We start from the raw sequence: 14,221 nt of genomic DNA, 5'->3' as shown, positions 1-14,221 counted from the left end.
GGGATTTGAAATGGGTAGTAAAATAAAAATATTATTGCGGTAAATTAAAATAGTAGAAGAATATTTTTCCCGGTGTATCTTCGTGATTATTTTACATGAAAATAAATCGTTTTCTATAAGTTGTAGATTCAATTCATAAATAATACAAAATTCGACATATTTCTACTTTAACGAACATTACCACGCATTTTTATTTAAAAAATAGGACTAGATATATTAACTTTTATAATATTCGTTAGCTTGTCAACTTAATTTGACGGCTTTTTTTATTTGTAAAAGAAAGTTCAATTTTGATTAATAGAAGTTAAATCCCCATTTTTCTCCAATTTTTTTTGAATATCCCTCAGCATATATTACTTTTTTACAATATGATTTTTGTCTAGAACGTGAACACATTCACATTTACTATTGATTTGCCGAAATCCCTAAAAATTAAGAATTAGAGATTTGAATATGCCTATTTTAAGATGAAAGAGAAATAAGGTATACACGAAAAAAAGGAGGAATAACAATGGCTTCAAAGGTTGGCAATAAGCGGTGGTTAATTGTTTTTATTTTAGTTTTAGCTTATACGTTTATGTATCTTGGTAGATCCAGTATTTCCATTGCCGGTTCAACGATTATGGAAGAATACGGATGGAGTGCGACACAGTTTGGTTTGGTTTCGACGGCCTTTTTCATCGGCTATGCTTTAACAATGGTACCGGCTGGCTTTTTAGCAGATAAATTTGGTGCAGGTAAAGTAATCGTTGTTGGTACGTTGTTTTGGTCTCTCTTTACATTACTTAGTCCCTTTGCCGGCTCGATTGGTCTTTTCGTCCTCATCCGAGCGATGGTAGGTGTTGGTCAAGGTGTAACTTTACCTTCCGCTTCATCCATGGTGTCCCGTTGGGTGCCACGTCAAGAAGCAGGAAGAGCGCAAGGATTTACCCTTATCGGAGTTCCGCTTGGCGTTGCGATTACAATGCCGCTGGGAGTCTACTTAATCCAGAATTTTAACTGGCAAACAATCTTCTATCTATTTTCTGTTCTAGGTCCGATTTGGTGCTTGATTTGGTGGATGTTTGGTAAGGATAAACCGGAACTACATCCAAATATTAGCAAGAACGAAGTAGACTATATCAAATCTGGTCAGGTTACAAAAGAAAGTGCGGGAACTGCATTAACCTCTAAAGAAGTTTATGGAAGTGTATCAGTGTGGGGAGCTACACTTGCTTATTTTTGTTATAACTATGTCTTCTATCTGCTGCTTACATGGTTGCCTACTTATTTTGCTCAAGGACGCAACTTATCTTTATCCAAAGCAGGCTACGCTACGATGATTCCATATTTAGTCGCAGTATTTACTTATCCTATCGGCGGGATGTTAGCCGACTGGGCTGCTAAGAAATTCGGTCAAAATATTGGTCGTAAACTGTTCCCAGTTACTGGGTTAATCTTTGGGGGAATTGCCTTGATCTTTGCGACTCAAACAAGCAGCCTGACTACAGCCATTCTTTTATTATCTGTTTCCATGGGAGGGCTTACCCTTACTCAAGGTGGATTCTTCTCTATTCCAATCATTCTTGCTCCAAAGAATGCCGGTATGATCGTCGGTTTGTATGGGCTGATTGGTACATGTGCGGGAATCACAGCTCCGATTCTTACTGGTTATGTAATCGACCTTTCCGGTAAATATGAAACTGCGATGTACTTAGGCTCTAGTATGGCGATTTTAGGTGCTGTTATCTTGTTGACATTAGCCAAGATTAAGCCAATTGAATCTAAGCAGGTGACCATTGAGGTCAAAAGCGAATTGAGTTAGACCTGATCCCAATTCCCTGCACAAATTTAGTTGCTAAGTCTATGTTTGGGCGGGGATAAGGGACGACAAATGGTTGTTTCTGACATTAATGGATGATTATACGAAATAAGTCTAAGAATTGGTTATCTGATTTAAGAATAAGGAGGCACTTTAATGAAACCTTTACAAGGTATAAAAGTTGTTGAATTAACAGGTTTTTACGCTGCTCCAACTGTCCCAAGAGTTCTATCAGAATGGGGGGCTGATGTCATTAAGATTGAGCCGCTAACAGGAGACCCTAGCCGAACCCAGGCCGGTGTTTTTAATATGCCTTATAGCGATGAGGAGAACCCCGCATTTGATATTGCGAATGTAAACAAACGCTTCGTTAGTTTAAATTTGAAAACTGAAGAGGGGAAAGAAGCGACCTATAAGCTTTTGGAATCAGCTGATGTACTTGTTACAAGTTATCGATCAAAAGCCCTGCAAAAATTAGGTTTTTCCTATGAAGAACTAAGTAAAAGATTCCCTAAACTGATTTTTGCCCAAATTCTCGGCTTTGGTGAAAATGGTCCTGAAAAAGACACCGCTGGATTTGATGCAACAGCCTATGTTTGCCGTGGCGGTATATTGACGTCCATGACTGAAAAAGGGGAATCGCCTTTAAATGAAGTTAATGCTTATGGTGATTTTCAAGCTACGATGTGCTTAGTATCAGGGATAAGCGCAGCCCTATATGCTAGAGAAAAAACAGGCTTGGGAGATAAAGTGACGGTTAGTCTTCACCACACAGCCCTCTTTATGATGAACATTGCAATTGTATCTTCTCAATATGGTAATGAATATCCAAAAAGCAGAAAAGAAGTGGCGAATCCATTTAATAATACATATAAATCAAAGGATGATCGATGGTTCCTCTTCTGCGCACCTGAATATAATCGAGACTTTCCAAAAGTAATGAAGATGATCGGCAGGGAAGATTTAATTGGCAATGAAGATTATTCCACGGTTGAGGAAGTAAATAAGCGGGGCAAAAATCGCGAGATCATTGAAATCATTGAAAAAGAATTAGTGAAAAAGAACCTTGACGAATTAATGACCCTATTTAAGGAAAACGATATTGCCAATGAAAAAGGGTACACAATGGAGGAAATTGTAAACGACGAACAAGCGTGGGCTAACGATTGTATAAGAAAAATCCAATATCCTTCTGGCAATGAAGTCGTCTTACCAACAAATCCAGTAAGGTTTAGAAGCTTAGGAAATCCAGATATGATTCCATCTAAACCATTGGGGTATCACACGGAAGAAGTGTTAAGAGAATATGGATACTCTGAAGAATTTATTGAACAGATGAAAGTGAATAAGGCTATCAAATAAGGTCTAGGGAGTAGTTTGCAAATTTAATAGATTTAGTAGGGTATTGCTTTATGGGTTTCAGGCTAAATATAGGAGGGTAATTGCTATGTCTGAAGAAAAGTTTCAGGTAATTATAATCGGTGCCGGCGTAGCAGGATCCGCAGCTGCTTATCGACTGGCAAAAGCAGGAATTGAAGTGATGGTAGTTGAGAGAGGAAGCGCACCTGGTGCAAAGAATATGACGGGTGGCCGCCTCTACACTCATGCTCTAGAAAAGCTGATGCCAGGTGCATGGGAAGATGCTCCACTTGAACGCGACATTACTCGTGAAATGATAATGATGATGACGCCAGATAGTTGTATGTCGATCGACTCATTGTTTCCAACGATGACCCAACATTCTTATACGGTGTTAAGAGGGCGATTCGATCCTTGGCTTGCGGCAAAGGCCGAAGAAGAAGGAGCTATGATCATCCCCGGTACAACTGTTGACGGCTTAATCATTAGGGATGGAAAGGTATGCGGCATTAAAACTGGTGAAGAGGAAATTGAAGCTGATCTAGTCATTAGTGCAGAAGGAGTAAATGCAATCGTTGCCGAACGGGCTGGATTGATCAAGCCGATTAATGTGAAGGACGTTGCTGTTGGTGTTAAGTATTTATACCAGCTGCCTGAGCAAGTCATAAACGATCGTTTCAATACAGAAAGTGGAAAAGGTACCGCCTTGCTGTGTGCAGGTGAGTGTACAAAAGGAATTAGTGGCGGCGCATTCTTGTATACGAATAAAGAAAGTATTTCACTTGGATTCGTTATCGATTCGAATGGCTGGAAAAAGTCAAAATGGCCAATAGCTGATTTTGCAGAGGAGTTTAAGCAGCACCCGGCTATAGCAAGATATATTGAAGGTGGAGAATTAATCGAGTATTCAGCTCACCTTATTCCTGAAGGAGGATTTCACTCACTTCCTCAACTCTATTCGGATGGTTTTCTCCTTTCAGGCGACGCTGGAGGTTTGGTTGTAAATAGAGGCTTTACAGTTCGAGGTATGGATTATGCGATTCTTTCAGGTATTGCTGCGGCTGAAACAGCTATTGAAGCAATTGAGGCAAATAATTTTTCTAAGAACTTTCTGAAGCTTTATGAAGATAAGTTGAATGAGGTCGTGTTAAAAGATTTAAAAACGTTTAAAAACTCACATGAATATATAGGCTATTCGAAACACTTATTTACTACCTATCCTGAGATTGCAGGAGGGTTAATGAAAAATCTATTTACGGTCGATGGGGATCCTGCTAAATCGGTAATGAACATAGTCAAGGATTCAATTAAAGGTAAAATGCCTGTATTCAATGTCTTAAAGGATGCTGTAAAAGGGGTGAAATCCCTATGAAAACGCTCTCTATGGATGATCGATTGGCAAAAAACCGCTTCAATAGTGATGATCATAATCCCCATATTATTGTTGATCGAGAGGCTTGTAAAACTTGTAGTCATCGAGCTTGCACTACCTGTTGCCCAGCTGAACGATATAAGTGGGATACCGTTAACGATAAATTAAGCTTTGATCATGTTGGTTGCTTGGAATGTGGGAATTGCCGTTTTATTTGTGAGCGATTAAACCAAGGGGTTGAAGGTTATTCGTGGAATTATCCGGAACAAGGCGTAGGGATAATCTTCAGAGAAGGTTAATCATTCAAAAACAGTTCTTAGAAAAAAACTAGATTAGTAAGATATGGAGGAATTTAATATGGGACATGTATTAACGGAAGAACAAAGAGATTTACGAGATTTGGTTAGAGAGTTTGCATTAAAAGAATTAAAGCCTTATGTAAAAGAGTTTGATGAATCAGGAGAATTCCCACTGGAAATACTCCAAAAAGCTTTTGAAATGGGCTTGCATGTGTTAGAAATTCCTGAAGAATATGGCGGCTCGGGCTTAGATTTTAAAACAACTGCCATCGTTTTTGAAGAATTAGCTAAAGTGGATGCAGGTTTCGCCATTTCCTTAGTTACAACATTCGTTGCCTTAAGATCGGTAATTTTTGCAGGAAATGACGAACAGAAAAAGTTATTTGCTGATATTATCGTACCGGGTGCATTTGGGGCATTTTCATTATCTGAACCTAATGCCGGAACGGATGCCGCTTCACTCAGAGCTACAGCAGTAAAAGACGGAGATGAGTATGTACTGAATGGTACAAAATGTTTTGTTACCAATGGCGGTGTAGCCAGCGTATATGTTGTTTTCTGTGTCACAGATAAAAGCAAAGGCGCTAAGGGAATTTCTGGATTTATTGTTGAAAGAGATCGTCCAGGTCTTTCAGTTGGCAGTCATGAAAACAAAATGGGACTTAGATTATCCAATACTACTGATCTTATTCTTGATAATGTTCGAGTACCTGCTAGTAATCTACTTGGTCAAGAAGGAGATGGTTTCAAAATTGCCATGAATACGTTAAATGTATCAAGAGCGTTCGTTGGTACATTAGCAGTTGGGATTTGCCAGGCGGCCATTGATGAATCGATCAAATTCGCAAAGGAAAGAAAACAATTCGGTAAGCCGATTGGTGATTTCCAAGCGGTGCAAATGATGTTGGCAGATATGGAAATTCAAACAGAAGCTGCTCGTAACTTAGTTCAATGGTCAATGGGATTGATGGATAAAGGGGAGCCTGTTGTCAGAGAAGGAGCCATTACAAAGACATTCTGTGGAGATACAGTCGTAAAGGTTACAACAGATGCAGTTCAAATATTTGGTGGATATGGAGTTAGTAAGGAATATCCAGTTGAAAAATTAATGAGGGATTCAAAGGTATTCCAAATTTTCGAAGGAACCAATCAAATTCAACGTGTAACTATTGCGAGAGATATGTTAAGGGACTAACTCAAACAATGAAGCAACCATTCATGACGAACGGAGGAAAAAACGATGGAACTGTTAGTTTGTATTAAGCAAGTGCCAGATACAGAGGAACTAAAAGTAGATGTAGAAACAGGGAAAATTAAAGATGGTACGCCAAATATTATTAGTCCTTACGATAAAAATGCGCTTGAAGCAGCTGTTCAATTAAAAGAAGCAAACGGCGGCAGTGTAACGGTAATTTCAATGGGACCAGATAAAGCAACATCTGCTTTAAAGGAATGTATATCAGTAGGGGCAGATAAAGCGGTGTTAATTAATGACCCGGCTTTTGAAGGATCAGATTCTTATTCAACTAGCTCCATTTTGACTGCCGCGATAAATAAGCTCGGTAACTTTGATTTAATCATTTGTGGTAATCAAGCGACAGATACAGATGCGGGACAAGTAGGGGCCCAAATTGCAGAACAACTTGGAATCGCCCAAGTTACGTACGTGGCCAAAATTGAAGCAAAAGGTGACACGATAATCGTTAATCGTGAAGCAGACGAGGGATACGAAGTAATAGAAGCTCAACTGCCAGCAGTATGTACAGTAGTAGATTCTATCAATGAGCCAAGATTAGCCACGATCAAAACAAAAATGGCAGCGAATAAAGCGAAAATTGAAGTATTAACTGCGGCAGATTTAGAAATTGAACTAACAAAGGTCGGTGTAGGATCACCTACAAAAGTAATAAAAACTTTTGCTCCTCCAAAAAGAGAGGCTGGAATAAAAATTCAAGAAGCATCTGGCAGTGATTCAGCACTCAAATTAATGGAAAATCTACTAGCGGCAAAGATCATTTAGGATGGAGGGGTAAACATGGATATTCAAGCTTTTAAAAATATATGGGTTGTGATTGAGACTGCTAATGGAAGCGTGAAAAATGTTGACTTGGAGCTTATTAATCAAGGCAAATTTCTCGCTGAGTCAAGTGGAGAAAAGGTTGTTGCAATTGTTATAGGTCAAAACGTTGATGAAGCTGTAAAAACAGTGATAGCTTACGGTGCTGATGAAGTGATTGTAATCGAGGGGGAGAATTACCAAGTCTATAATACGGACAGTTATTCAAATGCTGTTGTAAAACTAGCAGAAAAATTTCAGCCTTCTGTATTGATGATGGGCTCTACCAATAACGGACGGGATTTACTACCAAGAGTAGCAGCTAGATTACAAGTAGGCTCTGCAGCGGACTGTACAGCAGTAGAAGTTGGGGAAGATGGAAGTATTGCATGGACTAGACCAATTTATGGTGGTAATCTCTTATCCACTGTAACTTTCACAGAAACAAGACCTCAAATTGGTACGGTACGTGCTGGTTCATATGGAAAAGGACAGCCTGATAGCGGGAGAACTGCCGAGGTTATAAAAGAAGTTATTCAAACTCATGCGGACCAAATTAGAACGAAAGTTTTAGAGATTATTAAATCAGTAGGACAAGGTATTAAATTGGAAGAAGCTGAAGTAGTGGTCGCTGGCGGTCGAGGATTAGGGAGTGCCGAAAACGTTTCGCTAATGACTGAATTAGCCGATGTATTGGGGGGAGCTGTAGGTGGAACCAGAGCTTGTATAGATGCTGGCTGGATGGCTCCACAGCTACAAATTGGACAGTCAGGAAAACGAATTTCACCAAAGCTTTATATTGGCTGTGGTATTTCAGGAGCTATTCAGCATATAGGGGGAATAACTTCATCTGATATTATCGTAGCAATAAATAAAGATCCTGATGCCCCTATTTTTGAAATTGCTGATTACGGTGTCGTTGGCGATTTGTTTGAAGTGGTTCCAATTTTAATTGAAGAAATTAAAAAAGTTAAAGCTAGATAACGGGGTAAAAATAATTTGGAAAAGGCGGGTCAACCTGTCTTTTCCAATTCTATTGTTAGTGGCAGAGTAAATTTACATTAAATTACAAGCAAGGTTTCAAAAATATCTACGGTCAGGAGGTCAAGAATATGTCTTTAGGAATGAAAATAAATGAAGCTCAAAAGCGAGAATACCGAAAAAAAGGCTACTGGGGCGATGCGACTTTAGCTGACTATTGGAATATGTCAGTCTTAAAAGCTCCAGAGAAGGAGGCTGTTGTAGACCTTCAAGGAGCTAGATATACCTATGCCCAAATGGATGAAGCTGCTAAAAGAGTATCCGCTTTTTTGATCGAAGTGGGGGTGAAACCAAATGACATAGTCTCTGTTCAATTACCTGGCTGGGCAGAATTCGTATTAATTTATGTTGCATGTCTAAAAGTAGGAGCAGTCATAAACCCTATTTTGCCTAATTTACGTGAATCCGATCTGTCCTATATTTTAAATAAGTGTGAATCAAAGGTGTTGTTTATTCCATCTCGATTTAAGAAGCAGGATTATCCTAATATGGTAAAGGCTGTTTTACCTCATGTTCCAAGTTTGCAAAAAATAGTCATTGTTGAGAAGGAGAACAGGGTCGATGAAGGAACAACTTTGGCTGGGATAATCAAACAATATTCTCCTCTTTCAGGTGACATTAAGCGTAGTGCTGATGATTTAGCAGCGGTATTATTTACTTCTGGAACAGAGGGGAATCCGAAGGGTGTAATGTTGACCCATAATAATATTATTGCAAGTGAAAAGGCTTTTAGCGCTTCATTAAATCTTACTTACCTCGATGTGATTTTAATGCCTGCACCAGTAGCACATGCTTCTGGATTTCATCATGGGGTTACAGCATCAATAATGAATGGAGCTAAAGTTGTCCTCCAAGATATTTTCAATCCTAATCATTGCCTTGAACTAATAGACCATGAGAGATGCACCTGTGGCTTCGGTTGTACACCGGTTATTTATGATTTATTACGAGTAATACCAAAGAGTGATAATGATATTTCATCGATGCGATTCTTTTTGTGTGGAGGGGCTCCCGTTCCTCGGCATATGGTTGAGCAAGGACTCGAAGCGGGTTTTAAAATTCTCAGTGTTTATGGCTCGACCGAAAGCGTGCCACATACTGGTGTTCGTCTTGAGGACCCAATCGAGAAAATTATCCACACTGATGGGACTTCATTTCCAGGTATTGAAATCAGAGTGGTGGATGAGTTTAGGAAACCTGTGCTGGAAAGAGGAGTTAAGGGGGAAGAAGCGTCCCGTGGTCCCAATGTGTTTGTAGGCTACCTTAAGGAACCGGAATTAACAGACAGGGTACTAGATGATGAAGGATGGTACTACAGTGGTGACCTGTGTACAATGGACAAGGATGGTTATATAAGAATTAATGGAAGAAAGAAAGATATTATTATCCGTGGTGGGGAAAATATAAGCAGTAATGAAATTGAGCGGATCCTTCACCAACACCCGAATGTTTATGATGTAGCAGTCATTGGCTTACCAGACCCAAGATTAGGCGAGAGGGCTTGTGCCTTTGTAGTCCTTAATAATAATCAAATATCATTATCAATAGAAGAAATAAAAACTTTTTTTGCCGAAATGAAAGTATCTAAATATAAATATCCTGAGCGTGTTGAGATAGTAGATTCGCTGCCTCGGACTGAGACAGGAAAAGTTAAAAAATATTTATTGCGCGAGATGATTAATAGCCAGCAGGAGCCAACAGAAACTATGGTAGGTTCTTGTCTTTACAGCTAAAAACACTAAAAAGGATGGTAAAATTTCTATCCAGGATGCTAACAATTTTATACAGTACCGTGTTCTTGCAATGAATGATGATGTACATTAAGAGGTATTAATCATATAAGCAACTAATTAAGATACTTTTGTTCAGCGTTGAGCAAGTTGAATGGGAGCATCAATAGTTCACGTATAAATTCTATGAAGTAAGCTGAAAGAAACACTATCATTGAACTCAATTTCTTTATTTATAGATAATTTATTAATTTTGTTATTGGTTATCTTTAATAAATATATTGTTACTAGAATGTATGTATACGTGAACAGAGCCGGTCTTTCGTTGCAAGGTTATCAATAATCTTTTAATACGAGGAGGCAAGTAAAATGCGTTCAAAGATTGGAAATAAACGCTGGGGAATAATAATATTGCTTTCGTTATGCTATTTAGTCTTGTATATGGACAGGTCAAACATGTCTATGGCTGGTTCCTCCATGATGGAGTATTACGGCTGGAACTCCATTGAGTTTGGTTTGGCTTCAACTGCTTTTTTCATCGGGTATGCGATTACGCAAATGCCGGGTGGTCGTTTAGCTGATCGATTTGGCGGTGGAAAAATAGTGATGATCGGAGCGTTTGTGTGGTCCATCTTCGTGTTTATTACACCTTTAGCTTCAACGCTGTCCATGATGTTGTTGATTCGTATGTTCATGGGACTTGGCGAAGGTGTGGCTTTGCCCGCTATACATTCTATTCTAGCTAAGTGGATACCAAAAAAGGAAACGGGAAAAGCGACTGGGTTTGTTCAAGCAGGACTCCCGATAGGGATTGCCATTACAATGCCTCTTGCAACCTGGATTATCCAGACTTGGAACTGGCAAATGGTATTTTATTCATTTTCATTTGTCGCGATTATTTGGTGCATGCTTTGGTGGAAGTTTGGGAAGGATAGCCCGGAACTTCATCCAAGAATAAGCGAAACAGAGTTAGCGTATATTCAACAAGACCAGGATTCGCATCATTATGCTTTTGGTTCAGAAGGACTCTTGACGAAAAAGGAAATCATTTCAACTAAATCAGTATGGTTCTGTGCATTATCTTATTTTTGTGCCAATTACCTCTTCTTCTTATTTATGACCTGGCTGCCGAACTACTTTGTGATTGGCCGTGGGATCAATTTGCACAGTAGCGCATTTTATTCGATGTTACCTTATCTTGTTGCCATTTTCACATATCCATTTGGTGGATATTTAGCTGATGCAGCCTCGAAAAAATTCGGCCAAAATATTGGACGAAAATTATTCCCGATTATCGGACTATCGATTGCAGGTATTCTATTAATTCTTGGATCAAAAGCAACTAGTGTAGGTGCAGCAGTAGTACTTATCTCAGCTTCAAATGGATTTTTAACACTTACAATGGGTGGCTTTTTTACAATGCCTATGGTCTTTTCCCAAAAAAATGCTGGGATGATAACAGGCGTTTTTACAACACTTGGAACCATTGCTGGAATACTTGCCCCATTTATGACGGGTTTAATTATAGAACTTTCTGGAAAATATGAATATGCCTTATATATAGGGGCATTAGTGGCCATGATCGGTGCCGTCATATTAATGACGATATGCAGAGTTGAACCGATTGTGAGTAAGAGCAGTAAAGAGGACATGCTGGTTGATACTATATAAAAATAAAGCTTCTTCAAATGAGCACAAAATGGAACAAGCTCCAGATTACTTCTGGTGCTCTTTTTTTTGATTGTCGCTATGCAATATCTAAATATATCGGAATACGAAAAAAAACCTTGCTATAATGCAAGGTTTTTTTATATGGAGAATAGGGGGCTCGAACCCCTGACCTCTTGCATGCCATGCAAGCGCTCTCCCAGCTGAGCTAATCCCCCGTAATGGAAAGTCCCTTTACGGTACAAGGAAAATTATAGCGGGAAGTTGCTGAATTCGCAAGAGTAAATTTTTATCATTATTCATTTTTTCAACTTGTTATTAATTATAATCCGAAAATAAGTCATGTAGTTACACTATTAAGACATGCTTTCCACTTCTAATTTTTCCACTCCATCAACTTTAACGACATGTTGGTAAACATCGGTAGTGTCTTCACTAAAGTCTACTATTACCATTAATTGAATAAGATGGTCGCCTTCATTGGTGTCTTTTATTCTCATCGTTTTAATTTTAATTTCTTCTTTTTTTATTAAAGAGATGATGTCACTTATTTTATTTCGATCTCTAACGTGAAGCTTAAGCTGCACTTCTTTTTCACGAAGTCTTCGAATCCCGATTAGACTCATCAAATATGGAACAATTTCAACACTAACAATAAGCAAGACGACACCTGCAAAAGCTTCTAAATAAAAACCAGTCCCCACCGCTATTCCAATACCAGCGGCCCCCCAAATCATTGCCGCTGTTGTTAAACCCGAAATACTGTCATTCCCACGGCGAAGAATAACGCCAGCACCAAGAAAACCTATCCCTGAAACAATTTGAGCGGCTAAACGAAGCGGGTCCATTGTGATGTTCACATCATTATCATGGGGGAACAAATAGGCAGACTCGATTGAGACAATAGTTAATAAGCAACTCACAATACAAATAACGAGGCTTGTTTTTAATCCAACGGGCTTCCTTTTTAATTCGCGTTCAAGACCAATAATTAAACCTAATACGGCAGAAATTCCTAATTTAATTAAAATATCCACTTCGATATCAAACATGATTCTCCCTCGCATTTCTATATATAAACGATTTTATTTAAAAAATTACTTTTGAAATAGAAAAATTGGACTCAAAAAGAGTAAAATTATATCTAAATAAATTTTACCATGTTTTTCAAAAGGAGTTTAAATAAATGAATCCTTACATTGCTCTTGCGATAGGAGTTCTCTCAGTATCAACATCCGCCATCTTTGTGAAAATGTCATCAGCACCCGCAGGAGTGATTGCATTTTATCGTCTTTTTTTCTCGGTAATGTTCATGTTTCCTGTTTTTCTTATAAAATATGTTCCGGAACTTCGACTTATTACGAAACGTGATTGGATCCTTTCCGGAATGTCAGGAGTGTTCCTTGCATTTCATTTCATACTTTGGTTTGAATCACTTAACTATACTTCTGTTGCAAGCTCAACAGTACTAGTTACATTACAGCCATTATTTGCTTTTGCAGGGACCTATCTATTTTTTAAAGAAAAATTATCAGGGAAAGCGATTATTAGTGGAATTACAGCCGTACTAGGAAGTGGAATAATAAGCTGGGGTGATTTTAGGATCAGCGGGAGTGCCTTATTTGGAGATTTACTTGCATTAATTGCCTGTGCTCTTATTACCGCATATTTATTGTTTGGACAAACAATAAGAAAAAGACTCTCATTAATAACTTATACGTTCGTTGTTTATTCTATTTGTTCTATTACATTGTTTGTTTATGTCCTAGCAACAGGAGATTCTTTTATTGGATATGATATGCAAACTTGGTCAAATTTTATTCTCCTTGCACTTGTTCCGAATTTACTTGGTCACACATTATTTAACTGGACTCTCAAATGGTTTAGTACATCAACGATATCGGTTGCTATCCTATTTGAACCAGTTGGTGCAACGATACTGGCAATGTATTTCTTAAGTGAAAGAGTAATATGGACCCAAATTGTTGGAGGAATTATTGTATTAGCTGGAATTATGTTATTTCTAGTCGATGAAAACAAGACGTCAAGGCTGAATGGACGTTCATTACCAACTGAAAACTCTAATAGAGGCATCCAATAGGATGCCTAACTTTTTAATTGGTAGCTTATTCACATAAATACATAAGTCAATCTTGAAAAAATAAGAGCAAACACTAAACAAAATATAAGTGTTCCCCCGTAAATCTTCTCTGTTGATCCAGCAATTTCAATAGCTTCTACATATCCCCGAATGAACAATAATACAGCCATTAGCAATGATATATAAAATGCAACCGTTTCTAGCATAAGCATTTCTCCTTAAAATTCATCTCTTTTTTACCATTCTATGATTGCTAAAAATATCTTATTACATGGCAATTTGTCATGATAAAAAAATAGATTGAGGTAAATACTTGTGTGGATAAATAGTTGATACTTGTTAATAAATTGTGGATATTCAGAAAAATCACTCATTTATCAATGGGTTGTTTGATAGTGGATATGTGGATAAAATCACAACGTATAATATAGATATAACCGGTAAAAAGAAAAAAGGAAGAAAAAATTTAAAAATGTTATTGCAATGGTTATTTATCCGTGATATATTAGAACTCGTCCTCACCGAGGGCATAACAATTATCAACTTCATCCTAAAATAAACTTTTTAAAAAGTGTTGACAGGGTAAAGGTTGATATGCTATATTAAGAAAGTCGCTTCTGAGCGACACGCAATAAAATTGCTCTTTGAAAACTAAACAAACAAACGTCAACAATAATATTTTATAGTGTGATTGACTTCGGTCGAGAAACACTAGCCAACGTAACTTTTATGAGCTAAATCAACTTTCTTGGAGAGTTTGATCCTGGCTCAGGACGAACGCTGGCGGCGTGCCT

General features: G+C 38.1%; 13 protein-coding genes and 1 tRNA gene. 10 read left to right on the top strand and 4 right to left on the bottom strand.

Features of this window, described 5'->3' with window-relative positions; genetic code table 11:
- Positions 1-511: 511 nt before the first annotated feature.
- The 8 genes from ACI48O_RS05680 (at position 512) to fadK (ending at position 9,661) form a co-directional block, all read left to right on the top strand.
- Positions 512-1,804 carry an MFS transporter gene (locus ACI48O_RS05680; protein WP_435560769.1) on the top strand — a complete coding sequence of 431 codons (1,293 nt, stop codon included), beginning with the start codon at positions 512-514 and terminating at the stop codon, positions 1,802-1,804.
- Between the two features lie 153 nt (positions 1,805-1,957).
- Positions 1,958-3,163, top strand: a complete 1,206-nt coding sequence (locus ACI48O_RS05675) for a CaiB/BaiF CoA transferase family protein (protein ID WP_435560768.1) — start codon at positions 1,958-1,960, stop codon at positions 3,161-3,163.
- 85 nt (positions 3,164-3,248) lie between these two features.
- Positions 3,249-4,532: an FAD-dependent oxidoreductase gene (locus ACI48O_RS05670; RefSeq protein ID WP_435560767.1), complete on the top strand. Its 1,284-nt coding sequence runs from the start codon at positions 3,249-3,251 to the stop codon at positions 4,530-4,532.
- A complete protein-coding gene (locus ACI48O_RS05665) occupies positions 4,529-4,831 on the top strand; it encodes a ferredoxin family protein (RefSeq protein WP_318505046.1) in 303 nt (100 codons plus the stop codon). Before ACI48O_RS05670 ends, ACI48O_RS05665 begins: the two co-directional genes overlap by 4 nt.
- Positions 4,832-4,889: 58 nt before the next feature.
- Entirely contained in the window at positions 4,890-6,026 is a 1,137-nt protein-coding gene (locus tag ACI48O_RS05660) for an acyl-CoA dehydrogenase family protein (protein WP_435560766.1), read from the top strand.
- Between the two features lie 45 nt (positions 6,027-6,071).
- On the top strand, positions 6,072-6,851 hold the full coding sequence (locus ACI48O_RS05655) for an electron transfer flavoprotein subunit beta/FixA family protein (RefSeq protein WP_435560765.1): 780 nt from the start codon (positions 6,072-6,074) through the stop codon (positions 6,849-6,851).
- Positions 6,852-6,866: 15 nt separating this feature from the next.
- Positions 6,867-7,871 carry an electron transfer flavoprotein subunit alpha/FixB family protein gene (locus ACI48O_RS05650; protein ID WP_435560764.1) on the top strand — a complete coding sequence of 335 codons (1,005 nt, stop codon included), beginning with the start codon at positions 6,867-6,869 and terminating at the stop codon, positions 7,869-7,871.
- Between the two features lie 128 nt (positions 7,872-7,999).
- On the top strand, positions 8,000-9,661 hold the full coding sequence (gene fadK / locus ACI48O_RS05645) for a medium-chain fatty-acid--CoA ligase (protein ID WP_435560763.1): 1,662 nt from the start codon (positions 8,000-8,002) through the stop codon (positions 9,659-9,661).
- Positions 9,662-9,829: 168 nt separating this feature from the next.
- Here fadK and ACI48O_RS22770 read toward each other — a convergent pair whose 3' ends face one another.
- The gene (locus ACI48O_RS22770) at positions 9,830-9,970 is read right to left on the bottom strand and encodes a restriction endonuclease, SacI family (RefSeq protein WP_472850865.1); all 141 of its coding nucleotides are present in this window, start codon (positions 9,968-9,970) and stop codon (positions 9,830-9,832) included.
- Positions 9,971-10,027: 57 nt separating this feature from the next.
- Here ACI48O_RS22770 and ACI48O_RS05640 point away from each other — a divergent pair, with 57 nt between their 5' ends.
- On the top strand, positions 10,028-11,329 hold the full coding sequence (locus ACI48O_RS05640; RefSeq protein ID WP_435560762.1) for an MFS transporter: 1,302 nt from the start codon (positions 10,028-10,030) through the stop codon (positions 11,327-11,329).
- A gap of 142 nt (positions 11,330-11,471) precedes the next feature.
- Here ACI48O_RS05640 and ACI48O_RS05635 read toward each other — a convergent pair.
- Positions 11,472-11,544 (bottom strand) — tRNA-Ala (locus ACI48O_RS05635).
- A gap of 138 nt (positions 11,545-11,682) precedes the next feature.
- Complete coding sequence (locus ACI48O_RS05630; RefSeq protein ID WP_435560761.1) at positions 11,683-12,378, bottom strand: MgtC/SapB family protein; 696 nt, start codon at positions 12,376-12,378, stop codon at positions 11,683-11,685.
- Between the two features lie 134 nt (positions 12,379-12,512).
- Between ACI48O_RS05630 and ACI48O_RS05625 the strand changes: the two genes are divergently transcribed.
- Positions 12,513-13,427, top strand: coding sequence for a DMT family transporter (locus tag ACI48O_RS05625; RefSeq protein WP_435560760.1), 915 nt, complete (start codon positions 12,513-12,515; stop codon positions 13,425-13,427).
- Between the two features lie 29 nt (positions 13,428-13,456).
- On the opposite strand, the gene ACI48O_RS05620 is transcribed toward ACI48O_RS05625, so the two are convergent.
- The gene (locus ACI48O_RS05620) at positions 13,457-13,633 is read right to left on the bottom strand and encodes a hypothetical protein (RefSeq protein ID WP_435560759.1); all 177 of its coding nucleotides are present in this window, start codon (positions 13,631-13,633) and stop codon (positions 13,457-13,459) included.
- Positions 13,634-14,221 lie beyond the last annotated feature (588 nt).

Source organism: Neobacillus terrisolis (genome assembly GCF_051233475.1).
In the GTDB taxonomy this organism is placed as follows: Bacteria; Bacillota; Bacilli; order Bacillales; family Cytobacillaceae; genus Bacillus_BU.
Note: the sequence above shows the minus strand (reverse complement) of the source record. Positions and strands in the feature narration are given on the sequence as shown.

Excerpts from the sequence above, each read along its gene's own strand:
- ACI48O_RS05675 (WP_435560768.1), top strand. The coding sequence starts at position 1,958 with ATGAAACCTTTACAAGGTATAAAAGTTGTTGAATTAACAGGTTTTTAC.
- ACI48O_RS05655 (WP_435560765.1), top strand. The coding sequence starts at position 6,072 with ATGGAACTGTTAGTTTGTATTAAGCAAGTGCCAGATACAGAGGAACTA.
- ACI48O_RS05625 (WP_435560760.1), top strand. The coding sequence starts at position 12,513 with ATGAATCCTTACATTGCTCTTGCGATAGGAGTTCTCTCAGTATCAACA.
- ACI48O_RS05640 (WP_435560762.1), top strand. The coding sequence starts at position 10,028 with ATGCGTTCAAAGATTGGAAATAAACGCTGGGGAATAATAATATTGCTT.
- ACI48O_RS05670 (WP_435560767.1), top strand. The coding sequence starts at position 3,249 with ATGTCTGAAGAAAAGTTTCAGGTAATTATAATCGGTGCCGGCGTAGCA.
- ACI48O_RS05650 (WP_435560764.1), top strand. The coding sequence starts at position 6,867 with ATGGATATTCAAGCTTTTAAAAATATATGGGTTGTGATTGAGACTGCT.
- ACI48O_RS05630 (WP_435560761.1), bottom strand. The coding sequence starts at position 12,378 with ATGTTTGATATCGAAGTGGATATTTTAATTAAATTAGGAATTTCTGCC.
- ACI48O_RS05665 (WP_318505046.1), top strand. The coding sequence starts at position 4,529 with ATGAAAACGCTCTCTATGGATGATCGATTGGCAAAAAACCGCTTCAAT.
- ACI48O_RS05660 (WP_435560766.1), top strand. The coding sequence starts at position 4,890 with ATGGGACATGTATTAACGGAAGAACAAAGAGATTTACGAGATTTGGTT.
- fadK (WP_435560763.1), top strand. The coding sequence starts at position 8,000 with ATGTCTTTAGGAATGAAAATAAATGAAGCTCAAAAGCGAGAATACCGA.
- ACI48O_RS05680 (WP_435560769.1), top strand. The coding sequence starts at position 512 with ATGGCTTCAAAGGTTGGCAATAAGCGGTGGTTAATTGTTTTTATTTTA.
- ACI48O_RS05620 (WP_435560759.1), bottom strand. The coding sequence starts at position 13,633 with ATGCTAGAAACGGTTGCATTTTATATATCATTGCTAATGGCTGTATTA.